This window comes from Microcoleus sp. B5-D4 (assembly GCF_036705145.1).
Taxonomy (GTDB): Bacteria; Cyanobacteriota; Cyanobacteriia; order Cyanobacteriales; family Microcoleaceae; genus Microcoleus.
Window position 1 is genome coordinate 36,425 of sequence record NZ_JAUBTV010000042.1, and the last position, 24,488, is coordinate 60,912.

Consider the following 24,488-nt stretch of genomic DNA (forward strand, 5'->3'; position numbering starts at 1 on the left):
AAAACGCAGATTTATCTATTCCTTGAGTAAGAGAGGGCTGATTTATCTCTCGTCGGTGGGGGCGGGTTTATTAATCCTTTTAGCTACTGCAGATATCTCTCGTAAAACCCGCCCCTACGAACCAATGACAACTAACTGACAACTGAAAACTAACAACTAATAACCGATGCAAGAAGTTCTTACAAACAATAGCCCCCGCCTCCACGAAAACTTTTCGCAAGTGGTGAAAAGTTACTATCAACTAACAAAACCCAGAATTATTTTACTGCTGCTAATCACCACCTCAGCAGGAATGTGGATGGCCGCCAAAGGAGAAGTCGATCCGCTATTGCTGGTATCAACTATTACTGGAGGCGCTTTAGCTTCTGCGTCGGCGAATACGATTAATTGTGTCTACGACAGCGACATCGACTATATCATGGAGCGCACCCGGTGGCGGCCGATTCCTTCGGGGCGTGTCAAGAAGCGCGATGCTTTGATATTTGCGATCGCCCTAGCTACAATATCCTTTACATTGCTCACAGTTGTTGCCAACTTATTAGCCGCATTGCTAGCAATGTCAGGCATCCTTTTCTATGTCCTAATTTATACCCACTGGCTGAAGCGTCACAGCGTGCAAAACATCGTCATCGGCGGTGCAGCAGGGGCGATTCCCCCGCTAGTTGGATGGGCTGCGGTTACGGGAGATTTGAGTTGGGGTGCGTGGCTGCTGTTTGGGATTATATTCCTGTGGACACCGCCGCATTTTTGGGCATTAGCAATGATGATTCGCGATGAATACAAGGAAGTAGGCGTGCCCATGTTACCGGTAATTGAGGGCGACGAAGAGACAGCCCGCCAAATTTGGATTTACACGCTATTGATGATTCCTGCAACTTTCCTGCTAGTTTATCCCCTGCATTTAGCGGGCGCGGTGTATGCGGGAACAGCTATTTTCCTCGGTGCTATTTTTGCCCAAAAAGCTTGGTTGCTGTTGCAGACTCCAGAGGATAAGATTGTTGCGCGATCGCTCTTCAAATACTCTATTCTGTATCTGATGCTATTGTGCGCGGGAATAGTGGTTGACAGTTTACCTGCGACTCATAATTTTACTACTGCTGTTGTACAAAATGTGCAAACTTTGATTAGTGCAGTTGTGATGTAGTAATCAGTTAAATTGCCATGATTAAAATGAAGCCCGCATCTTGCGGGTTTTGTTTATGGTAAAATAGTGGTAGTCATTCTCCCATCTGCGTTAATCAGCGTGCATCTGCGGTTAAAAAAGAGCGAATACCTATCCTGTCAATAACTGAGGATATTGTGATGACGTTACACGAGTATGATGTTGTTGCCTTGATCGCAGAAATTCAGGCAATCCATAAAGCAACCTATCAGACCATTTTGCTCAGACCGGGACAAGTTGGCACTATTCTTATGAGCTTTGACGATCGCGCTTATCTAGTAGATTTTGCGGATGCTCAAGGTAATACCTATGCAATGGAAACCATTCCCTCAGAAAAACTTATGCAACTTGTTTATGAGCCACTTCCTGTTTACGCCTAACCTACAAATAATACCTTGCTTCTAGACGCTTGGCTTCTGCTGCTTGATGGATCAAATCAGTTTCAATTTCTGCGGTGTTGGCATGATAGTAGGTGAGTGCGGCGTAGACTTCGGCGAGGGTGAGATGTCCGATGCGATCGCAAATCTCTTCAGCAGTCAATCCTCGCTTGTACCAGGTTACAATCCGACGAAGGGTAACGCCTTTACCGACGATGTGAGGACATCCACCATGCAGTCCGGGAGTGCGTGTAATGAGCGTACCAATGTCAATAGATACTGCTGTGGTCATAAACTATCGAAGTTTGAATGGACTGATCTCTATTACAGCATAGCGATCGCAGAATTCGCGGTGTGAGTTTTGGGCGATAAATGAAGTAAGCTAGAGACAAAGGTTTTAAACAATTTTAACCAATGCCAGCATCCGTTGCTTATCTGTTTGACAGAATCACAGTGAACCCCAGACAATGTGGCGATCGTCCCTGCATCCGGGGAAAGCGGATTCGAGTCATCGATATCCTAGAGTTGCTAGCTGCGGGTGAGCAAATTTTTGAGTTTCTCGAAGAATTGCCAGACTTGGAAGTTGACGATATTAAAGCTGCGCTTCTGTATGCAGTCCGCAAGCTCGACCATCCCGTTTTAGCCGCATGACAATTTGGTTGAATGCTCATTTATCGCCAGCCATTGCTGTGTGAATTACTGCTACTTTTGGTTAAATACATTAGCGATCGGCGGTATTTTTCTATTCTATTGGGTATTATACCGCAACTGCGATACAATTATAAGTTAGGCATACAGCTAATATTCTTTCCAAACAATGAAGCGCTCCTGGTAGTTTCTGTAAGGAATTAGGGCTTAGGGAAGCTTCTCAAGTCTAATAAATCCAAATTTGACTTTCACAAAAAAAATGGTTAGCGATCTTGACAACTTACTTTCAGAGATAGCAGAACTTAGTGGAAAGGAGATGCAAAATAAAAGAAATGAGTATGCACGAAAAATAATTCAATTTCAAAATCTTTCTAATTCAAATTTTTCGTCGCAAATTTTATTTGCCTCTACCAATACTCCGCAACAAAAGCAGTTTGTTGCGGCGTGTTTACTCCGGCTTCTTTGTCGCAATGAAAATGCGATTTGGGACGATTTAGATTTTCGCAACAAAACCTTTAATATTTTTGACGAACAGCTTTCCGAAATTTACCCAAGTCTAAAAATAGGAGAGAGAACAGAAACTCATGAGAAGCTTTCTCACCTCAAAGATATTGAGAGAAAAATGCTTGAGGAATTCAATGTAATTGTATCAAATCTGACAAGCCTAAAGCTTGCAGTTGAGTATCGCAACAACATCATGAAAACATTGAAAAAGCCCATAAATAAATTTTTTCTATATAATTTCATCGATGCTCCTCTTCTCTCTGGTGAAAGGCTGGATGAGCTATTTGAGGCCCTAAAGTCTTATGAAGAAACATCTGGTGTGGCTCGCATGGAAGTATTTCAAGATGTAAACAATATTTTTTCTATGTATATACATGATGTTGACCAATGCCATTCAGAGTTTGCTTCCCTTTGCCTAAGAAGCGCATTCAAGAAAATCCATAGTTTAATTTGTGATGATTTTGGCAAGAGTGACATTATAAAACCAGCAAATGTGAAGTTGTTGCATCCTGACCGAAAATATCCTTTTTATAAGATAAATGAGCGAATTGAACTGAAACTCGTTTTAAAGAATGAAGGCTTGGGATATGCGTTTGATGTCGAAATTGAAGTTGTGGATGCAGATGGATTGACAACAGAATTTAATCAGACTGTTGCAACAGAAATGAAGATTGAGAGCATCAATATAATTTTGCCAGTTGTAGTTTCACGTACTAAAACTGCAAATCCAAGCTTACTAATTCACTATTCATGGCGCAATTATGATAATCGTGAGGGTTTTGAAGAAGAACTATTTGAATTTGAATCCCAAAAAGAAGATATTGATTGGGATGGGTTGAAATTTAGAAGACCTTATAGCTTGCAAGCCGTTGAGACAGAAGAAGAACTTGTTGGTCGAAAAGAACTGGTAGCAAATATATATGCCAACTTGATTTCAGATACTATTCAATCAGTTATGATATTTGGACAAAAAAGAGTTGGCAAGACATCCATAGCGAAAGCAATAGCTAATAAAATTCAGAAGGAAATAGATTTTGTTCCTATCTTTGTCAAAGTTGGCGATTTAGATAAAACCTCTCCCAGGAACTTTATCAAAACCCTCGGTGAGGCAATTGTAGAAGAGACGCAATATCATAATCAATTAAGTAAATCGGGAATTGATAAACCTGTTTTCGACGAAGTTTTATCTCCTCCACTTGCTACCTATTTTAAACGCATAAAAAGGCTTTTTTCTAAACTTAAATTCATTATTATTATTGATGAATTTGATGAAATACCTAGTGAGCTGTATCGTTATACAGACATTGGCAATACGTTTTTTCACAACATTAGGAGTTTAAGTCAAGAGGGAACTCAAATTGGCTTTATACTCATTGGCGGAGAAAATATGCAAATTATCCGTGAATCCACTGATAGATTAAATCTTTTTCACCCTGTTCAGGTTGATTACTTTGACAAGGAAAGATTCTTTGGAGACTTCAAAGAACTGATAAGGTATCCTGTCCAAGATATACTTGAGTTTAGTGATGGATCAATCGATGAGATATACAGACTAACTGAAGGGAATCCATTTTTCACAAAATTTGTCTGTGATAAATTATTCAAGCAAGCTTGTGACAAAAAGGATTCATATATTTCAATTGATGAAGCTAAAGAGGCAATAGCTAGTTCCATAGAATCACTTGATACGATAAATGTTAATCACTTTTGGATTGATGGCATTTGGGAAGAGCAATGTGAAAGAAGAGATCAAACCCAAACTCAAAGAAGAAAGTTTTTAATAGCATATGCGGAGATCAAGCGTTGTAGCGGAAGAGTTAGACGGCAAGAAATTCTTAAGTCTCGGATTCTAACTGATGTTGCAACTGAGGCTATGATTGAGAACTTTATTAACAGAGGTATTCTTTTAGATGATGAAGGAGATTTTCGCTTAAAACCTGAGCTATTCGATGAATGGCTTGTTCAAAGAGGTAGTCAATTACTTACTAGCAGTTTATCGGATGCTAATGCTCTTGAAGAGTTAAAGAGTAAAGAAGATAAGGCATTTGTAACAGACAGAGAAATTATTGGTTTAACTAAGAATTGGGATTTATATCGAAGCACAGAAATCACGCCTTCTCATGTACGCGCTTGGCTAGATCAATTTTCGGATAATCTAGAGCGTCGTCTCATGTTTAAATTACTGGAGAATGTCACATTTTACAGTGAAATTAAAATTCGAGAAAAACTCAGAATTATTCACAAATTCACAAAAAAAGATATAACTTTCTCTATTAAGGAGGATCAAAGACGTAGCCGTGAAGTCTTGTTGAGTAGTTTTGACAATCCCGCAAAAAGTAGTTCTTCATATGCACGTATGTATGCCGCTGAAAATAAGGTTATTAGTAGTCATGTGGCTTCATTAGAAGATATTCCTAAAAGCTTAGATCAAGACCATGAGAAAAGAATTTCTGCAATAGTGTTTATTGATGACATAATAGCATCAGGTGGATCTATCATTGATGGCATTGAGAAGCTAAATCTAATATGTGGGAAGACCATAGAGGGAAGGAACATTAAAGTTGTTATAGCCACTATCTGTGGTCTTGAATCAGGAAGAGAAGCTATAGAAAGAACGGTGGAATCAAAAATACCCTTTAAAGTTGAAATATATATATGTGATACTCTTGATGACTCTAATCGTTGCTTTACTGATAACTCATTAGTTTTCGATGATGAGGGAGAAAGGCGGAGAGCAAAAGAAATCGCACATAAATATGGTGTAAAGCTACAGAAAAAAGGTCCTCTTGGCTTTGATGGAGGGCAATTGCTAGTTGTATTTAAGGATACCTGTCCTAATAACTCACTTCCGATATTGTGGTGCCATGTTGAATCTTCATGGACACCATTGTTTAGAAGACATTAAAATCTTGATTTGAGTAGACATCAATTGAGTTTATATGCCTAACACTGCGTTGGTGCGGACGGTTCGGTGGGTGTTCGAGATTATCTGCCGCCGCACAACTTTACCGTTAGACTGCTAAATCTGAGTTGGGTAGTGGCTTGAATGTATCTACAGCACTTTCCAGGTAAGTGAAGTACAGAGAAACCGGGTTTCTTGAATAAAACCGATTTCTGGCGAGAAATCCAGAAGAAACCGGGTTTCTGGGGTGTACTTCATCAACCTGGAATCCGCTGTATCAAATTCCAACTAACAGGTGAATGCCATGCAAGCCAAACTTCAAGAACAACTTTCTCCTGCTGATGCTGCAGTCATTTTGAGACGCTTGCCAGAACCAATTCAAGTGGCTCCGATCGCGCGTGCTGCCGAAATTGAATATCCGATCGCCATTTCGATCGCCATTTCGATCGCCAATTTTCTCGACACAGAAGCATTAGGTTTCGTAAATTGCAAACCAGGACGCGGGCAGTAAAATCGAGAAGTCCCAGGCGATGAAGTTCGAGATAAGGTGAAAGCCCGATCGCTAAAATGATGAATAGATTTTGCTGCCAAGATAACCATGACCACCATCACCCTCAACCTCTCTCCCGAACTCGAACACCAGATCCGCACTGAAGCATCTCGACAGGGCGTTGAACCCGATCGCTACATTCTCAACACCCTGCAAGAACGCCTCCAGCCTAGACTTCCAACCACCCAACCTACAGAAGCCGACTTGCTGCAACAAATTAACATCGGCTTTAGTGCACAAACCTGGGAAGAATACCATGCCCTCATCGCCAAGCGTCATGCCGAAACCCTGACTCCCGAAGAACACAAGCAACTGATCCAAATGAGCGATCGCCTTGAACAACTCAATGTTGCCCGCATTCAAGCCTTAATTCAACTCGCAACCTTCCGCAACCAACCTCTGACGGAGCTCATGCAAACCCTCGGCATCCATCCTCATCCCGATATCGTTGATTATGCCTGAATCCCGCCTCACACAGCAGCAACGAAAATTCATTAAACAACGCGCCAATGGTTGCTGCGAGTATTGTCTCAGTCAAGCTAAATTCTCTCCAGACCCCTTCTCCATTGAACACATTATCCCTCGCTCCAAAGGTGGCACCAGTGATTTGGATAATCTGGCGATCGCAGCTCATGGGTGCAACAACTTCAAATACAGTCAATCGATTTTAGATTTTAGATTTTAGATTTTAGATTTTAGATTGACCCCACGAATAAATGCGGGGGCAATAAGTGATTTTCGATTTTCGATTTGGGATTGATTCCACGGATAAATCACGTGGCGGGTACCACCTTTGAAATTCTTGGTCATAGTGAGGAGATCGACCCCATTACAGGTAGCTCTGTGCCACTTTATCATCCTCGACAGGATAACTGAAGCGAACACTTTACTTGGAGCCGCGATTCGACTCAAATGTTGGGTTTAACACCGACTGGACGCGCTACCATCGATCGGCTGCAACTCAACCGAGAAGGAGTAGTCAATCTTCGAGGAGTCCTGCATTCTATCGCTCTACATCCACCTCACAATGATTCGTAATTGAATATCCGATCGCAGCGGCGATCGAAATTGCGATCGCCCTAATCTCGACACACGTTACACCAACGCCCCTAACGCTTTCAATGTCGATTTCTGAGCATTCCTCAATCCCGTTGCCCCTTGAATATTCATACCTTCAAACAGCCGATCGCCCATCAACGTCCTAATACAGCCACCAGTTGCTACATCCCACACTTTAATGGTGCGAATGATAAATTAGGTCTTTTGGGCAATGATATAAACATGATTTTCAGGATACTGGTCATATTCGAGATGGCGGCAGGTGCAATGATGCTCAACCAGAATTTGCAGGAAAGTATCTACACCCAAAGTGCTGTAATCAAAGTCTTGACCTTGAAATGCTCCCGAAACCTCGCTGCTTGTATGTCCGCCGCCACAAGTGAACAGGAGCACTCCATTGGGTTCAAGCGCATCGCATAGCTTTTGTATCACAGGCGCTTGCTTGTTGATTGGCAGATGAAACGTGCTATCCCACGCTGCAATCAGGCTGTAAAGTTTCGGCGGCAGCCAATCACAAATGTCTTCCCGGTAAAACGTGATTTCTGGATGTAGCCGCTGGGCTAAATCGATCATTTCCCTAGAAATATCAAGTCCTTCAGGCTGAAATCCATGCTTGGATAAACTGTTAATAAAACGTCCGCTGCTTCCACACCCGACATCAAGTGCTGCGTGCTGCTTAGAAGTAAATTTGATCGCCCGTTCTAATTGGGCAATCCCGTAGGTTGAATCTTGATGCTGAGTTTGCCACCATTGGGCAATTCGGTCGTAGCGGGCCGATGTATCATTTGGCTCCATAGAGTGACCTCATAAGTGTCGCGAATTAAATAATTTACACAAGTTTGTAGGGAGTAGGGGTTGGGCACTCTTAGCCCGCCCTTTCTGGACGGGCGGGACGCCCATCCCACAAGAAGCATCAAAATTATAAGTTATTTAATTCTCATTCCTAAGTGTCGATCGAGATTTTCAGGACAATTAAAATCTTTCTCCACGGTACACCCAGACTACACGATCACCCCTAACCCTCTCAAGGTCGCTTTTTGAGCGTTTGTTAATCCCGCCCGGCCTTGAATATTCATTACATCTTGAACACTACCAAACTTTTTAATGTTTCAATTTCGGGCTGTCAGTGGGAAAGTGGCGATTTCAGTTGCCGATTCTGGGAGAGGGGGGCGTAGACAAAGATAAGTTAGCGGCCCTAACAGCGGAACTAGAGACACTGCCCAAAAAATGCGATCGTCCGAGAGTCCACGGCGTGCCATGTCGTCTCCCAAAAGTGAGGGAAATATTACAGCCATCAAGCAACAATCCCAAGTTATTAAATGTACAAAAGGAATTGACTGCCACTGCTTGACATAATCTCCCCAATCTCCATTTAACCAAGCCCAAGCTAACAGCCAGATAGTAGTTAATAAAAGTACAATCCCTGTCCAGCGGGAGTCTGATATTTTGATCAACATATCTTTGCGACCGGAAAATTGTGGCTGGGGCTGGCGGAGGAGTAAGTAGGGAATTAAGCCGATGATACCGGCGCCGTTGGAAGCGATGAAAGCAGGCCCAGCGGATATATTTTGGGTTTTCTCATCAATGAATAGGAAGCAAGCGTAGACCATCGGCCACACTCCCATGAGAGCGAATATGGTAACAAGGTAGGGGTTGATTCCTTCTAGCTGGAATTTGAGCATTTTTTCCATAACTGTTAGCGTTCCGGGCTGATCGAGAGGAGCTAGCAGCAAGGTGTAGGCAATAAATGTTGCCCACAGCAACCCCAGAAACAGTTTTGTTTTCATCATATATAACGAGTAGTGGAAGCCGACTAAAGTAAATTATGGTAAAGTAGCCGCCGAGTTAGCGCCGTCTATCTTAGGTAATAAGCAGTTCGATTGGAACAGCGGCGGGAAACCCCGTTTTAGTTCGGGGATGAAATGCTCTACAGCAGCCGATCCTTACTTTAGGCAGACGCAGGAGCCGCGTCAGGAGAGATACATTTTAAAGAATCGGTTGTTTTTATTACAAAACCCCCCTTAGAAAAGGAGTTTCAGCGGTGAAATTAATATCTGTAGAGGAATTCAAAGCACTGGTACAACAATCTCCTGGATTGTGCGTATCAATTTATATGCCAGTCGCTCAAGGAACAGAAATTCAACAAAATCCGATTCGGTTCAAAAATTTAATCAGAGAGGCTGAAGACCAAATAGTAGAGTACGGATTTGACAAAAAAGAAGCTGCCCAATTGCTAGAGCCAGTCCGAGCAGAAATTGACCAGGAAAACTTTTGGGAAAATCAAAGCAACCTGCTGGCGATTTTTGTCGGTTCGGGATTTTTCCGCTACTATACCTGTCCGGTGAATTTTGACGAATTAGTGGTTGTGAGCGACAATTTTCACGTCAAACCGCTGATGCCTATGCTGACAGGAAATAATTTATTTTATGTTTTAGCTCTCAGTAAAAAGGAAGTGAGGCTGATTCGGTGTACGGCTTACAGTGCTCGGGAAGTTGAAGTTGAAAACTTGCCGAAAAGCCTTGAGGAGGCTTTGCGATATGACCCGACTGCTAAAGATGGTCAGTTTCGGATTGCTACTTCAAAAGGAGGCACTAATAATTCTTTTCAGCAGCCGGGAAGTTTTCACGGTCAAGGAAGTCCAGACCGAGATGAACCCCAGCAGGAAATATTGCAGTATTTCCACATAATTGATGCGGCGCTGCACGAATATTTGCGAAATAAAAAAGCTCCTTTAGTGTTAGCTGGAGTGGAATATTTGCTCCCGCTTTACCGAGAAGCCAATACCTACCCGCATTTACTTGAAGAAGGAATTACAGGCAGTCAGAAACTTCTCAAGCCGGAAGAGTTGCGGGCCGAAGCTTTGCCGCTGGTGGAACCTTTGTTTTTGCAGGCTCAGTCAGAGGCGATCGCACAATACCACGATCTCACAGGAAGCGATAAAATTTCTGCTGATTTGAAAGAAGCTGTTTCGGCTGCTTATTTTGGACGAGTCGATCGACTATTTGTTGCTCTTGGCGTTCAGCAGTGGGGTAGTTTTAATCCCGATACGAACTCGGTACAAATCCACCCAGAGGCAGAATTGGGCGACGAAGATTTGTTGAATGCTGCAGCAATTCAAACTATTCTCAACGGCGGAACTGTTTACGCTATGCCGCCGGAACAAGTGCCGGCCGAGGCGCCTTTAGCTGCTATTTTCCGCTATTAATTTACCCGGTTTAAACCAATGGAATCTACTTCAATGACAAATTCCGACAAACAAAACCAAACTAACACCAGCGATACGGAACGCTGGGCATCTTTAATAGGGGGCGGGGCGCTGGTGCTTTTTGGTTTGTCGCAGCGTTCACTCAGAGGTGCTTTGCTGGCGGCTGCGGGCGGCGGTTTAGCGGCGCGCGGACTGGGGGTTGTGGAGGGTTTGCAGTCGGCTGCCGATCCGAATCAAAGCATTAAAGTTGAAAAGACGGTGACGATCGACAAACCGGCTGATGAATTGTACCGTTTATGGCGCAATTTTGAAAATTTGCCTCGGTTTATGAAGCATCTCAAACACGTTACTGTCATCGATGAAAAACGTTCTCACTGGATTGCCAGCGCGCCGATGGGCAATAGTGTGGAATGGGATGCCGAGATTGTCCGCGAAGAAGAAAATCGCTTAATTGCTTGGGCGTCTGTGGAAGGATCTGATGTTGACAATTCGGGTTTTGTGCGCTTTCAACCGGCACCCGCAGGACGCGGTACTGAGGTAAAAGTTGTGATCGAATACAATCCTCCGGGCGGTGCAATTGGTGCTGGTGCTGCTAAACTATTTGGCGAAGCTCCCGAACAGCAAATTGCCAATGATTTACGTCGCTTTAAGCAGTTGATGGAAGCTGGGGAAATAGCGACTACGGAAGGTCAATCTTCGGGCCGCAAGTAAGTTAGATGGTGTCTCCGGATCTAACTAACATCTTGCACTATTCTCAGAACAGGCAAGATGCCTGTTCCACAAAGAATTAATTTATTGTGGGGAGTAGGGGTTGGGGAGGAGATCCCGCCCATCAAAAACTTATTGAACAGGGTGCAAGATGTCAGATATAACTAACATCTTGCACCATTCTCAGAACAGGCAAGATGCCTGTTCCACAAAGAATTAATTTATTGTGGGGTGGGCATCCTGCCCGCCCATAAAAAGCTTATGGAAAATGGTGCAAGATGTCAGATCTAACCATCTTTGTTGTTTACCTGATTAGCTGATGTCATCTCAAGTGATTTTCGGAAATGCGGGCGCTGAAGGTGCAAGTCGGGGCGGTTGGTTTGCGGGTCATTTTATTACCCCTGAAAACGACGCGCGATCGACTTCTGTTTTAGAGGTAAAATGGGGCACTCACCCCGCCGGAGATTGTAGGACTCAGTGGGCGGTAAATGCGGCAGCCACGACGCTTTCTATCCTGGTAAAAGGGCGGTTTCGCCTACAATTTCCCGAACAAGAAATCTTGCTTTCTCGCGAAGGAGATTATGCTCTCTGGCTGCCGGGAGTGCCTCATTATTGGTCTGCCGAGGAGGAGTCGGTAATCGTGACTGTGCGGTGGCCTTCCCTACCGGGAGATAGTTCGGGAATTAAGAATTAACTTTAATTTCGGGAACCAAAACGCGGCCGCTATAACCTGCGCGCTGGTAGCGATTGATCGCCTCGGATGCGATCGCACCCGCTTTCCCACTCTCCACCAAGGCTACGCAAGCACCGCCAAAACCTCCGCCCGTCAGCCTTGCGCCGAAGACTCCGGGGATTGACTGCAAGATTGCCGCCAGCGTGTCTACTGCCGGCACCGAAACTTCGTAGTCGTCGCGCTGACTGGCATGGGAAGCATTCATTAACTCGCCAAAACGTTTTGCTGGCAAAGATTTTACCGCTTCGAGTACGCGGTTGTTTTCAGTAACTACGTGCCGCGCTCGTCTTCTGAGGGGTTCCGGCAATACTTCGACAGCTTGAGGATCGGCGATATCCCTGAGAGCTTTAACTCCCAATATCCGCGCGGATTCCTCACACTCGGCGCGTCGCTGGTTGTAGCCGCTTCCTGCTGCCAGTTCGTGGCTTTCGCCACTGTCAATTATTAAAATTTCTGTGTTTGTGGGAAAAGGTATCGGGCGGCATTCGAGGCTGCGGGTGTCGATCAATAGCATGGTGTTGGTGTCTGCTAAACTCGACGCCATTTGATCCATGATGCCGCAGTTCAAGCCGGCATATCGGATTTCGACTTGCTGTCCGATTTGAGCTAGCCGCACGTCGTCTAGGGGGAGGTTCAGCAGCGCGCGCAGTCCTCTGAGGGTTGCTATTTCTAAAGCGGCGCTGCTGGACAAACCGGCTCCGATCGGCACAGTCGAGGTAATGTAGAGATTTATTGGCGGTACTTTGTATCCTTCTTTTTCTACAAGTCTGAGGCAGCCACAGATATAACTGACGAATTTTTGCGGTATGGTATCGTCGTCTGAAAAATTTATGAGTTCGTCATATTCTGCTGAATAAACATGGTGTCGATCGTCACTGCTGAAGCCGATTTGTACTGTTGTGCGCTGGGGAATCGCAGTTGGAAGTACAAATCCATCGTTGTAGTCTGTGTGTTCGCCCAGCAGGTTTACTCTTCCGGGTGCGCTGGCTGTGGTTTGGGGTAATGTACCAAATACTCGTTGGAATTTCATTTTTGGGGAATTGGTAATTGGTTCTTGGTTATTTGTTATTGGTTATTTGGAAAAACAGCTATCCGTGTATCCGTGCCTTCCGTGTCGTGCTGTTGGGAATTGGGAAAAAATTAATTTATTTTTTATCGTTTATCCTTTTATAGTGCCCATGTTTTTTGGTTAATTCAACCCCTGTTAACAAAAATAAACATGACCGTAGGTTAGGAAAAGATATAGAGCTGTGATAGAATGACAGGCTAAGATTTCTCCAAAAATTCAAAAAATGCGATCGACCAGACCCCGGAAACAGTTTGCTCAACATTGGCTCAAAAGCGAGAAAGCCTTAGATAAGATTGTGAAAGCGGCTTCTTTGGATCGCGATCGTGTCCTGGAAATTGGGCCGGGCACGGGGATTTTGACTCGGCGTTTGCTGCCTGCGGCTGAGTCTGTTGTTGCTGTGGAGATCGATCGAGATTTGTGTCTCAAGCTAGCCAAACAACTCGGCAAAACCGACAATTTTTTACTCCTACAAGGCGACATCCTGGAAATGGACTTAGAGGCGGAACTAACGGCATTTCCCAAATTCCAAAATCCGAATAAAGTTGTTGCCAATATTCCTTATAATATTACTGGCCCGATTCTGCAAAAACTGCTGGGAACGATATCTGTTCCTGCGGCTAAACCCTTCGATGCGATCGTGCTATTAGTGCAGAAAGAAGTCGCCCAAAGGCTTTACGCTAAACCGGGTTCGACAGCTTTTGGCGCGCTGTCGGTGCGGGTGCAGTATTTAGCAGAATGCGAGTTAATTTGCGATGTGCCGTCTAAAGACTTTTTTCCGCCGCCAAAAGTCGATTCTGCCGTGGTGCGGCTGCTTCCCAGACAGATAGAAACTGCGGCGGTTAATCCGCGCTATTTGGAGAATTTAGTTAAGTTGGGATTTGGTAGCAAGCGCAAGATGCTGCGAAATAATTTGAAAGGGGCTGTGGATTTAGATAAACTCGTTCAATTGCTAGAAGAGTTACAGATCAATCCTCAATCTCGCGCTGAAGATTTAAGCGTGGAGCAATGGGTAAAGTTGAGCAATAATCTTATGTGCGAGGTTTGAAGTTCAGGATTGTGTTAGATACCCGAATTATTAAATAATTCGGAGATATGGGTGTTTTTTTTTATCAAGACTTTTACCTGTGACTACTAACAGTTGAATTTAGGTTTTCTGGGGTTTCTGAAAGGTTTCTTGCAGGCTAATCGGAATTTTAATAATAAATTCTGCACCTTTCCCGGGTGCAGAAATACACTGCAATTCGCCTTGATGTCTTACTGTGATAATTTGATAGCCAATAGATAATCCTAATCCCGTGCCTTTGCCTACTGGTTTAGTGGTAAAAAATGGATTAAATAACTGGTTTTTCACCGATTCGATTATTTCTGGCCCGTTGTTGCTAATTCGGATTTCTACCACTTCACTGTCTAAAAGTTTAGTAGAAATTTTGATGACGGGGCGATTAGCTTCATTGGCTGCAATCGACTGGCTGTGACTGTCATCTTCTAAAGCATCAATAGCATTAGCCAGGATATTCATAAACACTTGATTTAGCTGTCCTGGATAGCACTCTATTTGGGGTAAATTGCCATATTCTTTGATAATTTGAATTTTCCCTAAGCCCGGCTTAGCATTCAATCTGCTTTGCAAAATCATCAGTGTGCTGTCAATTCCTTCGTGAACATCGGCTAATTTCATATCGGCTTCGTCATGGCGCGAAAAAACTCGCAGCGACTTGACAATACCGAGAATGCGCTCGGCCCCGTTTTTCATAGAAATTAATATTTTTGGTAGGTCATAGATAATAAAATCTAAATCTACAGACTGGAGTTTTTCTTTAAGTGTGGGTAGGGGATTCGGATACTGCTCTTGATAGATATTCACCAATTCTAGCAAACTATCGGCATACTCGCGAGCGTGAGTAACATTCGCGTAAATAAAGTTAATCGGATTGTTGATTTCATGAGCAACTCCAGCGACCAATTGCCCCAAAGATGACATTTTTTCGCTTTGAATTAGCTTTGATTGAGCCTGCTGCAATTCAGACAAGGCTTGTTCGAGCTGTTGAGTTTGAGACTTTAACTCTGCGGTGCGTTCCTCAACTCGAATTTCTAATTCTTCTTTAGATTTTTTTAGTGCAGCTTCTGCTAATTGCCGCTCGACAATTTCCGATGCTAGGAGTCGGTTTGCCAATTCTAACTGTTGAGTTTGAAACTTTAACTCTGCGGTGCGTTCCTCAACTCGAATTTCTAATTCTTCTTTGGCTTTTTTTAGTGCAGCTTCGGCTAATTGGCGATCAACAATTTCAGCTTCTAGGAGTCGGTTGGCGGATTCTAACTGTGCGGGACTGGGAAGTGCTAGGGCTTGAGGGATTAAGTCTACCAAAAGTATGGCTGTAGCAAATGAAATAAGGGCAGTAATTGCTTTCATTGTTCCTGAAAGCCAATAGGTAGGATGCCAAAGTGTCCAGAGTTCAAATATGTGAGTGATGCCACAGGCGACGATAAAGGCTCCAAACAGGGCAAAGATCCAATCAAAGGGCAAATCTTCGCGTTTGGAAATAAAATAAATCAGTGTAATCGGGATAGAGAAATACGCGAGTGCAATGATAGAATCTGAGGCAACGTGAAGCCAGACTAACGGGGTATGCCAGAGATAGCAGTGGCCGTGAGGAATAAATGACCCGGAAGTAAAAAAAGTTTTCCACATTTCCTGCATAATATTTCCTTTGAGTTGTGAGAAAATGGACTCTGACTGGTGTCAATTAATTTCAACCAGGGGTTTCTTTCACCTGCGGCTTAATCACCTATGCGTTCATATTCTCTGCTAGCTTCCGCAAAAATCAATCTGTATCTGGAAATCATAGGCGATCGCCCCGACGGATTTCACGAACTGGCGATGGTACTTCAAAGCATAGATTTAGCCGATCGAATTGACTTGCGCGCGATCGGTACGGACACGATTCGCGTGCGCTGCGATCACCCACAAGTCCCTCCTGATAAGAATAACCTGGCCTACCGGGCGGCGGATTTGTTGGCGAAGCAATTCCCCGATGCTTTGGCGAAATACGGCGGAGTCGAGATTGTTATTCACAAGCAGATTCCGGTGGCGGCGGGGCTCGCCGGTGGTTCTGCAAATGCGGCTGCGGTTTTAGTCGGGATGGATTTGCTGTGGCAATTGGGACTTACTCAGTCGGAGTTGCAAGAGTTGGGGGGAACTTTGGGTTCGGATGTGCCTTTTTGCATTGCTGGAGGTACGGCTTTGGCAACTGGTCGCGGGGATCAACTGTCGCCACTGCCTGATTTGGGGGGCTTTTCTGTGGTGTTGGCCAAGTACCGTAACCTCAGTCTTTCTACCGCATGGGCGTATCAAACTTATCGGCAGCAGTTCAGTAGTTCCTATTGTGCAGCGGCAGATTTGGAGTGCCGCCGGCAACGGCTGCATTCGGGCCCGATGGTGGGGGCGATCGCCCAAAAAGATCGATCGAAAATTGGTCAATTGCTGCACAACGATTTAGAAAAAGTTGCTTTGCCTGTGTACCCGCAGGTGTTGCAGTTGCGGGAGGCTTTTGAGTCGGCGGGGGCTTTGGGAACGATGATGTCGGGTTCCGGGCCGACGGTGTTTGCGCTGGCCGAGTCTTCAGAGCAGGCTCAGCAGGTTTTGGAACGGGTTAAAAGTGCGATCGCTTCTCCCGATTTGGATTTTTGGGTAGCACAGTTTAGCAATACTGGGATTCGGATTTTTTCGGAGGGAAATGATGTAAAAGCGCCGATTCCGAGGGTGTAACTCGAAGAGGGTGGGATCGCGCTCGCCTGTTAAACCTGTCTAACAGGCTATGGGTCAAGATGAATCTAACTTTTCGCAGAGTGTATGGAGATCGAAGAACTGATAAAATGTCTTCAACAGAGATTTTAGTTTTGGTAAATTAACCAAAAATCTAAAATCTAAAATCTAAAATCTAAAATCGCAATGACTGATTTAACTAATCCAAATTCTACTTCTAAACCTCTGAGTTCGGCTGGAGATGCAACCTCTGCATCTTCGACGCAGCCGACGATTTTGCGGTGCGTGATTGGTTCGCTGATCGCGGGCGGGTTTGCGGCGGCTTTGTACGCGCTAACTTTGTCTATAGTCCAAACTTTTGCAAATTCCCCCATTCATTCTGACAATGTGACGGCGATTAATATTGGCGCGGCTGTGCGAACTTTAGTCATGGGGATTGTGGCTTTGGGCGCGGGTGTTTTTGCTTTTGCGTCTTTGGGTTTGATGCTGCTGGCTTTGCAACTTTTGATTCAAAAGTTCGTGAAAAAACCCACAGGTTGAAGTCTACAGGTTGAAACCATCGGGATACACAAACTCTCCTCCGCAAGGCAAAGACTGAATAGTAAAATCGAAGCAATGGAATTATTTACGATCGGACACTCCAATCTGAGTATTGAAGCGTTTGTTTTGCTGCTGCAACAACACGGAATTACGGCGGTTGCGGACGTGCGATCCCATCCGTTTAGCCGCTATTTACCTCATTTTAATAAATCCGAAATTACAGCTTATCTGTCAAATGTCGGCATTCAATATGTTTTTTTAGGCAAAGAGTTGGGCGCGAGACCGGAGGATTTAAGCTGTTACGATACTAGCGGTAAAGCGTTGTACGATCGCATAGCAGCAACTCCTCTATTTTCCGCAGGAATTCAGCGCTTACTCAAAGGCGCAGCCAACTATAAAATCTGTTTAATGTGTGCCGAAAAAGACCCGATTACTTGTCATAGAACTATTTTAGTTTGCCACAAGTTGAAAGATTTTAATTTACAGATTAATCATATTCTGTCCGATGGCAATTTAGAATCGCACCAAGATTTAGAAGAAAGACTTTTGAGCAAGTTTAACAAAGGAAAAAAAAATAATGAGCCAATTCAGCTAAGCTTGTTTGAATTAGAGCCTCAAGTTAAACAGGAAATAGTTGATTTAGAAACAGCTTATTATCGTCACGGATTGGACATCGCTTATGTCACAAAAGAAAGCAATTAATTTATTTACAATTGGTTTCACTCAAAAAAGTGCGGAGGAGTTTTTTGGGATTTTGATGCAAGCGGGAGTCCGCAGGGTTATAGATACGCGGCTGAATAATGTGTCGCAGTTGGCGGGTTTTGCTAAGCGGAAAGATTTAGAGTATTTTTTGCGAACAATTGGCAATATTGAGTACGTTCACATTCGGGATTTAGCGCCGACTCAAGATATTTTGGATGATTATAAAAAGAAAAAGGGAGATTGGGAGGTTTATGAACAGAAGTTTTTGGGCTTAATGGGCGATCGACAAATTGAACACAAGGTTTCATCGGATATTATGGACTGTGCGTGTCTGCTTTGTAGCGAACCAAAACCTCATAATTGTCACCGCCGCTTAGTTGCTGAATATCTCAGCGATAAGTGGAAAAATGTCACCATTAATCATCTGTAATTTAGGGAAAATACTGTATCATTGTGGGATGAATCTAAAATCTAAAATCTAAAATCTAAAATCGAATGACTCGGATAATTTGTCTCGCTAATTCCTGGAAACGCGGCGACAGGTGCATCGCCGGAATTAATGAGGTTAAAGGTAAGTGGGTGCGTCCAGTTTCTGACTTACCCGATGGTCAGATTCCTAAAGAAATGCGGCAGATAAATAGACTTGAACCCGCGTTGTTAGATGTTCTAGAAATTCCTCTGGCGAAGACGGGGCCAGACTTTGGGTTTGAGTGTGAAAATCTTTCTGTTTTACCGGGAAAATGGCGGCAAGTTGGGAAGGTTCCGCCAGCATATTTGTTGAAATATTGCAATAGTCAAGCATATATTTTACACAACGATTTGCGATATGTTACGGTAGAGTATATGCAGTCTTTGCCAAAAGGCGATCGCGTAACTTTGCAATTAGTCAAAGCAGTAAGATTTACGGTACAAAAGCTAAGTCAAAGATTTGAAGGTGGTAATAAATGGGAAGGATCTATTGTCACGCAGCATGGTCAAAGATTGGCTGCAACAATTACCGATCCAGTGTTTATTAGAAAGTTAGAATTGGGGTATCTACCGCAAAAAGCTTGTTTGGTAACAGTGAGTTTGAGTATGCCTTGGCGGCCCGATGATTGGGAGGGAGATGACCCTTGTTGGAAGTTGATTGCCGGTGTGATAGAGTTGTCGGAAGATGTTGTTGATGATGAAATTTAGTTTTTACCAAAATGGGCGATCGATTATTTATTTCTTTTTATTGACCGCAAAAACTCTGTTCGTGCTATAATTCTGCGGGACTATAGCAGAAAGGGGTGCTTTTTTATGAAAGCAGAGTTTTATTTTGACTGTCACAAATATATTTGCAGTTTAGTTCAAGTGGATTTTGTCAAAGAATTAAAAATTAAAAATCATCAAGGTTTTGTTTTGGCTGTTAAGCAAGGACAAAAGATTGGACTTTTGGGAAAAAGTCGCCATAATGCTAAACAAGTTGATGTATCTAAGCCACATTTTTATAATGTAATTAAAGCGGCTATGAGCGCTTTGGAATTAGAAACTAAAAATGAGGTGATATTAGATAGAAATCGAACTCTTGCTGATGCTGAAGAAATGATTCAGCAGCAAAACCGAGAAATTCGCCTTCTCAACGAACAGATTAGAATGCTTGCGACTAAGGTTGAGGAATTGTCAAGGGAAAAGCAGCAGTTATCAATGCAGCTAGTAGAGAAGGAAATCAGAGAAAATGAAATTAGTCAAGAAATTGATGATTTTCCTGCTTTCGAGGAAGATTTAGTGGTGGCGGAAATTGAGCAGGAGCTTGAAGAAACTGAAATTAGTAAAAAAATCGAAGAATTGTCGGTTCCAGCTTCTGGGTTGGACGTGCAGTTAATAGAAAATCTACCGGATTATGAGGGAATTGATGAAAAGAAACAAATGACCGAAAGCGATGTTAAAAGTGTCACTGTAGAAATTAGAGAAGAAGTAGAATTTCAAGGAGGCGAAACAGAAATTAAGCGACTGCCTAAAAGAGGTTCCCAGAGAAGGATGAGAAAGAAATAATGATGATATATCTTTTCTAGAGTGTGAGGCGCTATTTATAGCGAAAATGTGCGCCATATACACGCTAAATATAGAGTTGATGCGTATCTATTGTGCATCTTTTATTCCTCGCTATGTGGCAAATTTTCTCTAATTCTTGTCGGAAACCAACTGACGGCTGCTATTTGTCCGATCGCCCTGCTTTGTTCAATAAATCCGGGTACTTCTGCGATCGCCAAAAATGGAAAAGCTAAACTTTGAGCAGCACGATCGTATTTTCCCTCTACAAGCTGATATAGTTCTAAGGTTTGCCCGCGCTATCTCCAAAGTTCGGGAACGCCAAGGGAAGAATAGATTGTGAACTTATTTAGATAATAATTTGTGTAGTGAGACTCTACACCCAAATCCGGCGGCGGGTCTGTTTCTAAGTCAAAATTTTTGCTTCTGACTAAAGCTTAATTCTGGATTTAGAAACAGGTATCCGGTTCGATTTCTAGAAGCGGATTTTTACCGGATAAGATTAGGGTGTAGAGGAGGAATATAGGGAATAATATAAAGTTTTGTGACAATTTTCCACACTTGTGCTATTTGCCACATTTGTTCCTGCGAGATATCCTGCGCCCAAATATGATATAAAGCCAATCGGATTAAATGGGGATTTCCACCCACAAAATGTATTAGTTTCTCTACATCCTGTATTGGCAAATTCAATCCATGCCGAAGTGCTAAATCTTGCACTTGAGGGCTGGTAAAATCAGGTATTTCAACTGACAGCCCTAGATTAAATGGGGATTCATTGATATTGAGGGGAATATAAACTTCTGTCGAGTGTACTACTACTAACCGAAGTTGCTGCCAGATATTACTACTGCGATCGCCATACTTTCCTTTTTCGTACCAAGCTCGCAGCAGACCAAAAAAGTCAGAGGCAATTTCGGGGTGAGTGAAAACGCGATCGACATCATCTAAGGCGAGTACCAGCGGTGAATCGATTTGAGCTAATAAATAATTCTCAAAATAATCTGTGGTGTTATAATTGCTACCAAACATCTCATCCCAATAGTCTGCTAGTTTGTTCGGTAGCTTCAAGCTCCGACTCACGCAAGCACAAAACCATTGCAAGAATCGATCCAGATTGGTGAATACTTTTTCATCAGCCAGCTTGAGATTCAACACCACTGTTTGATAGCCCTGTTTTCTCCCCCGTTCCAGGATTCTTGCCATCAAGGAAGTTTTACCCATTAGTTGGGGAGCTTTGATGCGAATTAAGGCACCTGGTTGCAAAATCGCTTCGCAGGTGCGAGATTCAATGGGAGGGCGTTCTACATAAAACGCCGAATCGAGAGGTACTTGACCCCCCGGTAATTCAGGCTTTACATCTACACGATCGGGTTCAACTTCTTTAATCTGAGTTTCTGGCCAAGAATAATCAGATGGTTCCAAAATTAGATTAAAAGCCCTGAAATAGCGCTTGAGGGTTTGCTTATCAACGGTAGTAGAGCCATTATTGACCCGGAGCAAGGTATCTACAGCTAAGCCAGTGCGATCGCTCAACTTTTCAAGAGTGTACCGGTAGCCACAGTTTTCTTTAAATTCCGCCTCAGATTTCGCTTTCTGAAGTTTGCTCGATCCTTGAGGGGTAAGGATGACACCGCGCCTGCGTCTGTATTTAGGCTGATACATAGGGTTATTCAAGTTAAGGTACTGTACATTTAACTATTAAATTGAAAAAATAGAGGAAATGCTTTCAATCCCTCTCGTTTGCACCGGAAATCGTCTGCAATCCTACTGTATTAGCCTGGAACTTAAAAAACTAGATAACTTAATAGCCGTTAGTTAAGCTAAACAACCGAAATAAGAGAGTATTTTCCATGATTTTAGGAAATTTTTCTGAATTTTAGCAAATTTGGCTCATGAGGTGGCTAAATTGGCTACCAAGCTAAAACGGGACATTTTGGTTATAGACCCCTTTCTCCAAAGAAGTTTATTCTCCCGCCATAGAAGGGTAGCCGCTAAATTTTCCAGCTTTTACACCCCTACGGGCGGTATTGGCTGGGGATTTGAGGAGGAAAAATCCTTAACTTCGGATCTTAACTGCCAAAACTGCGATTGTTTACAGCGAGGACAAGAGGCAGACTGGACTTTAAGCTTGTTCAGCCAATGGCTGTCTTAGTGAAGGAACAACTTGATGCTAGATAAAGAAAGCTTGACAGAGAATGTAACAACGAATGTAACTATCCACAGATTTCGTTGCCTTATCGCTCAAAAAGCCACAAGTGAGACAAAATTAGACGAGCAACTCCTATTAAAACGCCTGTCTCAAGGCGACAAAAGGGCGTTCTGGCAGTTATGGATATGGCATCAAGATTATCTCTACCGTTGCTGTCAAACATGGATGGGAGGCGATCGGGTAGAGGCAGAAGAAGCACTGAGTCGAGCAAGGCAAAAAGCCTGGGAGAAAATGCCCTCTTTCGCTGACACAATTAGTTATCCTAAAGCTTGGTTGGCTCGACTAACTCATAATATCTGCATCGATATATATCGAGAACGCAAGAAAGGTGCAAAGGGTGTTGAGAACATTGAAAATATTTCAGAAGATGAGGGAATTGCTGGTAGCAGCGAATCACCCGAAGCTGCCATGCTCCGTCAGGAAACGAACCAACACATACGCCGTGCTATTAATAGTCTACCTGCCAAACTGCGAGACCCTTCCATTTTGCGGTGGTATGAGGAGATGCCTTACCGAGATATTGCCAAAAAATTGGCTCTTTCTGAGAATAATGTGCGTAAACGCATCCAACTGGCACGAGAGATTCTGCAAAAGCAGTTGCACAATTATCGTTTAGGTTTGGATACGGCAGAAGTCGAGGAACCGAACTCGGATGAACCGAAAACATCCGGATATGAAATGTTGAGGGTAGAAGAGTATGTGCAACAGCCAATTGATTATAAGGTAACAACTACTTATCTTGATTCACTGCTACATACGAGATATAGCTCATCCAGCCTTTTGAGTTGGAAATAATTCCGAAATCTTACGGAATACAGAGATTTTTAAGTCTGATTGTAGGGGCGAGTTTGGTACGTTGTTGCGCTTTAGCGCTCTTATGAAAACTCAGATAAGAGCGCTAACTCGCAACAACATACCTTAAAAGGAAAGTGTTGCAGATATTGGGGTGCATTTAAAAGCCATTAACTATAATAGGTTTACTCCAATATGTCTAGAGTCACTGCTACTTGCCTGGTACAGCTTAATCAGCTTACCGGGGTGGAAATGAATGCTTATCTAGTTTTAGATGAGAAACTCACCAGGCAAGATATCAAGCTTAAAACATTAACTAAATACGTACAAAAGTATCCGACTGGATGGAAGAAACGAAAGGAATTAGCCGAACTGCTATATGCAATGGGAAATTGGCAGCAAGCAGTGGAAGAATATCGCCAAGTGCTACAACGGCAACCTCAATTAATTGATGTGCAATTGCAATTGGGCAGAATATTACATTTGATGGGGAAAGAAACAGAGGCAATTGCAGTTTATGAAACAGCTAAAAGTTTATCTGATAACGAAGCAGTCGGACATCATATTAATGGATTAATTGCAGTGTGTCGCCGTTGTATTGAGCAGGCGGCGGTGTCTTTTGAACAAGCAACATTGCTAGAACCAGAGAATACGGCTCACTGGCTGGCTCTGGGATTTATTTATTTGGAAAAAGAAGCTCCCATTGCAGCGTTGCAAGCTTTTGATACGGTTTTGCAACTGAATCCGAATGAGGTTGTAGCGAATAGTCACAGCTACGATGCGTTGATGATGTTGGGGAACTTGCAGGAAGCGGAACAACTTTTGCAGCGAGTGCTGGAGGTGTTTCCCCAGGATTTGCGGAGTCTCAAACTGCTGGCGGATAGTCGCTGTGGTAGGGGATTAGTTGGGGGTGAGGAAGGTAAGCGGACAAAGCAAATGATTCAGACGATGCTGCGAATTACTCCCAATGCTGCTTATGTTCATGATTCGCTGGCGCAGTACCACTTGTTTCGAGGGGAGTGGAAAAAAGGAGTGGCTGTTTTGCAAGAGTTTGTCGAGCAGCATCCGCTGAATCTTGGTGGCTGGTATTTCTATGGGCGATGTCTCTTCCGCACCGGGAATTCTATTGCTGCGGCGGAAGCGATGCTGAAGGCGTATCGGTTGTATCCCAATGATGGGGAAATTTATCGGGCGCTGTGCGAGATTTTACCTGTGGCGGGGAGAGGAGATGAGCTCAAACCTTTAGTGGAAGAGATGTTGGAGCGGTTTCCAGAGCGCTGGAGTGTCTGGGCGACGACGGGACGGGTGCTGGTGGAACATTTTGAAGATATGGAGCGCGGATGTGCGTTCTCTGCTCAGGGAATGCAGCTACAGCCGCAGTTAGCTGATGCTTGGTTCCGACATGGGCGGGTGTTGGCGCTGGCGGGGCGACACCGGGAGGCGGTGGATGTGTTGGAGCAAGGTTGGCAGTTGTTAAGTAGTTAAACAAAATTAATTACATAAATAACTAATATGATATAATAAGAATATTAAGTATATTTAAAGAGGT

At 43.6% G+C, this 24,488-nt stretch carries 26 protein-coding genes; 19 read left to right on the plus strand and 7 right to left on the minus strand.

The window, feature by feature from the left end; translation table 11 throughout:
- The first annotated feature begins 166 nt into the window (after positions 1-166).
- On the plus strand, positions 167-1,144 hold the full coding sequence (locus tag QUB10_RS19440) for a heme o synthase (RefSeq protein WP_333204688.1): 978 nt from the start codon (positions 167-169) through the stop codon (positions 1,142-1,144).
- Positions 1,145-1,302: 158 nt separating this feature from the next.
- Positions 1,303-1,542, plus strand: a complete 240-nt coding sequence (locus tag QUB10_RS19445) for a DUF4926 domain-containing protein (RefSeq protein WP_333204690.1) — start codon at positions 1,303-1,305, stop codon at positions 1,540-1,542.
- A gap of 1 nt (position 1,543) precedes the next feature.
- Here the strand turns inward: QUB10_RS19445 and QUB10_RS19450 are convergent, their stop codons facing one another.
- A complete protein-coding gene (locus tag QUB10_RS19450; protein WP_333204692.1) occupies positions 1,544-1,831 on the minus strand; it encodes a DUF433 domain-containing protein in 288 nt (95 codons plus the stop codon).
- A 122-nt stretch (positions 1,832-1,953) separates the two neighbouring features.
- Between QUB10_RS19450 and QUB10_RS19455 the strand changes: the two genes are divergently transcribed.
- The 5 genes from QUB10_RS19455 to QUB10_RS19475 all read left to right on the plus strand — a co-directional run bounded on the left by QUB10_RS19455 (position 1,954) and on the right by QUB10_RS19475 (position 6,828).
- Positions 1,954-2,190 carry a DUF433 domain-containing protein gene (locus tag QUB10_RS19455; protein WP_333204694.1) on the plus strand — a complete coding sequence of 79 codons (237 nt, stop codon included), beginning with the start codon at positions 1,954-1,956 and terminating at the stop codon, positions 2,188-2,190.
- A gap of 256 nt (positions 2,191-2,446) precedes the next feature.
- A complete protein-coding gene (locus tag QUB10_RS19460; RefSeq protein WP_333204696.1) occupies positions 2,447-5,596 on the plus strand; it encodes a phosphoribosyltransferase-like protein in 3,150 nt (1,049 codons plus the stop codon).
- 301 nt (positions 5,597-5,897) lie between these two features.
- Positions 5,898-6,104, plus strand: coding sequence for a hypothetical protein (locus QUB10_RS19465; RefSeq protein WP_333204698.1), 207 nt, complete (start codon positions 5,898-5,900; stop codon positions 6,102-6,104).
- 87 nt (positions 6,105-6,191) lie between these two features.
- Positions 6,192-6,605 (plus strand): hypothetical protein, encoded by a 414-nt coding sequence (locus QUB10_RS19470; protein ID WP_333204700.1) that lies wholly within the window; start codon positions 6,192-6,194, stop codon positions 6,603-6,605.
- Positions 6,598-6,828: an HNH endonuclease signature motif containing protein gene (locus QUB10_RS19475; RefSeq protein WP_333204702.1), complete on the plus strand. Its 231-nt coding sequence runs from the start codon at positions 6,598-6,600 to the stop codon at positions 6,826-6,828. Before QUB10_RS19470 ends, QUB10_RS19475 begins: the two co-directional genes overlap by 8 nt.
- A gap of 410 nt (positions 6,829-7,238) precedes the next feature.
- Here the strand turns inward: QUB10_RS19475 and QUB10_RS19480 are convergent, their stop codons facing one another.
- The 3 genes from QUB10_RS19480 to QUB10_RS19490 form a co-directional block, all read right to left on the minus strand.
- On the minus strand, positions 7,239-7,376 hold the full coding sequence (locus QUB10_RS19480) for a hypothetical protein (protein ID WP_333204704.1): 138 nt from the start codon (positions 7,374-7,376) through the stop codon (positions 7,239-7,241).
- Between the two features lie 21 nt (positions 7,377-7,397).
- Positions 7,398-7,997 (minus strand): class I SAM-dependent methyltransferase, encoded by a 600-nt coding sequence (locus QUB10_RS19485; protein WP_333204705.1) that lies wholly within the window; start codon positions 7,995-7,997, stop codon positions 7,398-7,400.
- A gap of 314 nt (positions 7,998-8,311) precedes the next feature.
- Positions 8,312-8,992: a DUF2834 domain-containing protein gene (locus tag QUB10_RS19490; protein ID WP_333204707.1), complete on the minus strand. Its 681-nt coding sequence runs from the start codon at positions 8,990-8,992 to the stop codon at positions 8,312-8,314.
- A gap of 251 nt (positions 8,993-9,243) precedes the next feature.
- Here QUB10_RS19490 and QUB10_RS19495 point away from each other — a divergent pair, with 251 nt between their 5' ends.
- The 3 genes from QUB10_RS19495 (at position 9,244) to QUB10_RS19505 (ending at position 11,809) form a co-directional block, all read left to right on the plus strand.
- Complete coding sequence (locus tag QUB10_RS19495; RefSeq protein ID WP_333204709.1) at positions 9,244-10,407, plus strand: baeRF3 domain-containing protein; 1,164 nt, start codon at positions 9,244-9,246, stop codon at positions 10,405-10,407.
- 18 nt (positions 10,408-10,425) lie between these two features.
- On the plus strand, positions 10,426-11,118 hold the full coding sequence (locus QUB10_RS19500) for an SRPBCC family protein (protein WP_333204711.1): 693 nt from the start codon (positions 10,426-10,428) through the stop codon (positions 11,116-11,118).
- A 316-nt stretch (positions 11,119-11,434) separates the two neighbouring features.
- Positions 11,435-11,809 carry a signal peptidase I gene (locus QUB10_RS19505; RefSeq protein WP_333204713.1) on the plus strand — a complete coding sequence of 125 codons (375 nt, stop codon included), beginning with the start codon at positions 11,435-11,437 and terminating at the stop codon, positions 11,807-11,809.
- On the opposite strand, the gene galK is transcribed toward QUB10_RS19505, so the two are convergent.
- Positions 11,799-12,878: a galactokinase gene (gene galK, locus QUB10_RS19510; protein WP_333204715.1), complete on the minus strand. Its 1,080-nt coding sequence runs from the start codon at positions 12,876-12,878 to the stop codon at positions 11,799-11,801. The two genes, QUB10_RS19505 and galK, sit on opposite strands and share 11 nt — an antisense overlap.
- Positions 12,879-13,140: 262 nt before the next feature.
- On the opposite strand from galK, the gene rsmA reads away from it, so the two are divergent.
- Positions 13,141-13,962: a 16S rRNA (adenine(1518)-N(6)/adenine(1519)-N(6))-dimethyltransferase RsmA gene (gene rsmA / locus QUB10_RS19515; RefSeq protein ID WP_333204717.1), complete on the plus strand. Its 822-nt coding sequence runs from the start codon at positions 13,141-13,143 to the stop codon at positions 13,960-13,962.
- Positions 13,963-14,061: 99 nt separating this feature from the next.
- Here the strand turns inward: rsmA and QUB10_RS19520 are convergent, their stop codons facing one another.
- The gene (locus QUB10_RS19520; RefSeq protein ID WP_333204719.1) at positions 14,062-15,615 is read right to left on the minus strand and encodes an ATP-binding protein; all 1,554 of its coding nucleotides are present in this window, start codon (positions 15,613-15,615) and stop codon (positions 14,062-14,064) included.
- A 90-nt stretch (positions 15,616-15,705) separates the two neighbouring features.
- Between QUB10_RS19520 and ispE the strand changes: the two genes are divergently transcribed.
- The 6 genes from ispE (at position 15,706) to QUB10_RS19550 (ending at position 19,938) form a co-directional block, all read left to right on the plus strand.
- A complete protein-coding gene (gene ispE / locus QUB10_RS19525; RefSeq protein WP_333204721.1) occupies positions 15,706-16,683 on the plus strand; it encodes a 4-(cytidine 5'-diphospho)-2-C-methyl-D-erythritol kinase in 978 nt (325 codons plus the stop codon).
- Positions 16,684-16,866: 183 nt separating this feature from the next.
- Complete coding sequence (locus tag QUB10_RS19530; protein ID WP_333204723.1) at positions 16,867-17,220, plus strand: DUF3082 domain-containing protein; 354 nt, start codon at positions 16,867-16,869, stop codon at positions 17,218-17,220.
- A 75-nt stretch (positions 17,221-17,295) separates the two neighbouring features.
- Positions 17,296-17,922, plus strand: coding sequence for a DUF488 domain-containing protein (locus QUB10_RS19535; RefSeq protein ID WP_333204725.1), 627 nt, complete (start codon positions 17,296-17,298; stop codon positions 17,920-17,922).
- Positions 17,900-18,352 carry a DUF488 domain-containing protein gene (locus QUB10_RS19540; RefSeq protein WP_333204727.1) on the plus strand — a complete coding sequence of 151 codons (453 nt, stop codon included), beginning with the start codon at positions 17,900-17,902 and terminating at the stop codon, positions 18,350-18,352. Before QUB10_RS19535 ends, QUB10_RS19540 begins: the two co-directional genes overlap by 23 nt.
- 65 nt (positions 18,353-18,417) lie before the next feature.
- Entirely contained in the window at positions 18,418-19,098 is a 681-nt protein-coding gene (locus QUB10_RS19545) for a dual OB domain-containing protein (protein WP_333204729.1), read from the plus strand.
- A gap of 105 nt (positions 19,099-19,203) precedes the next feature.
- Entirely contained in the window at positions 19,204-19,938 is a 735-nt protein-coding gene (locus tag QUB10_RS19550; RefSeq protein WP_333204731.1) for a hypothetical protein, read from the plus strand.
- A 486-nt stretch (positions 19,939-20,424) separates the two neighbouring features.
- Here QUB10_RS19550 and QUB10_RS19555 read toward each other — a convergent pair whose 3' ends face one another.
- The gene (locus QUB10_RS19555) at positions 20,425-21,600 is read right to left on the minus strand and encodes an AAA-like domain-containing protein (RefSeq protein ID WP_333204733.1); all 1,176 of its coding nucleotides are present in this window, start codon (positions 21,598-21,600) and stop codon (positions 20,425-20,427) included.
- Positions 21,601-22,105: 505 nt separating this feature from the next.
- Between QUB10_RS19555 and QUB10_RS19560 the strand changes: the two genes are divergently transcribed.
- Together QUB10_RS19560 and QUB10_RS19565 are read left to right on the plus strand one after the other, a co-directional pair.
- Positions 22,106-22,942, plus strand: coding sequence for a sigma-70 family RNA polymerase sigma factor (locus QUB10_RS19560; protein ID WP_333204735.1), 837 nt, complete (start codon positions 22,106-22,108; stop codon positions 22,940-22,942).
- A 192-nt stretch (positions 22,943-23,134) separates the two neighbouring features.
- Positions 23,135-24,424, plus strand: coding sequence for a tetratricopeptide repeat protein (locus QUB10_RS19565; protein ID WP_333204737.1), 1,290 nt, complete (start codon positions 23,135-23,137; stop codon positions 24,422-24,424).
- The last annotated feature ends 64 nt before the right edge of the window (positions 24,425-24,488 follow it).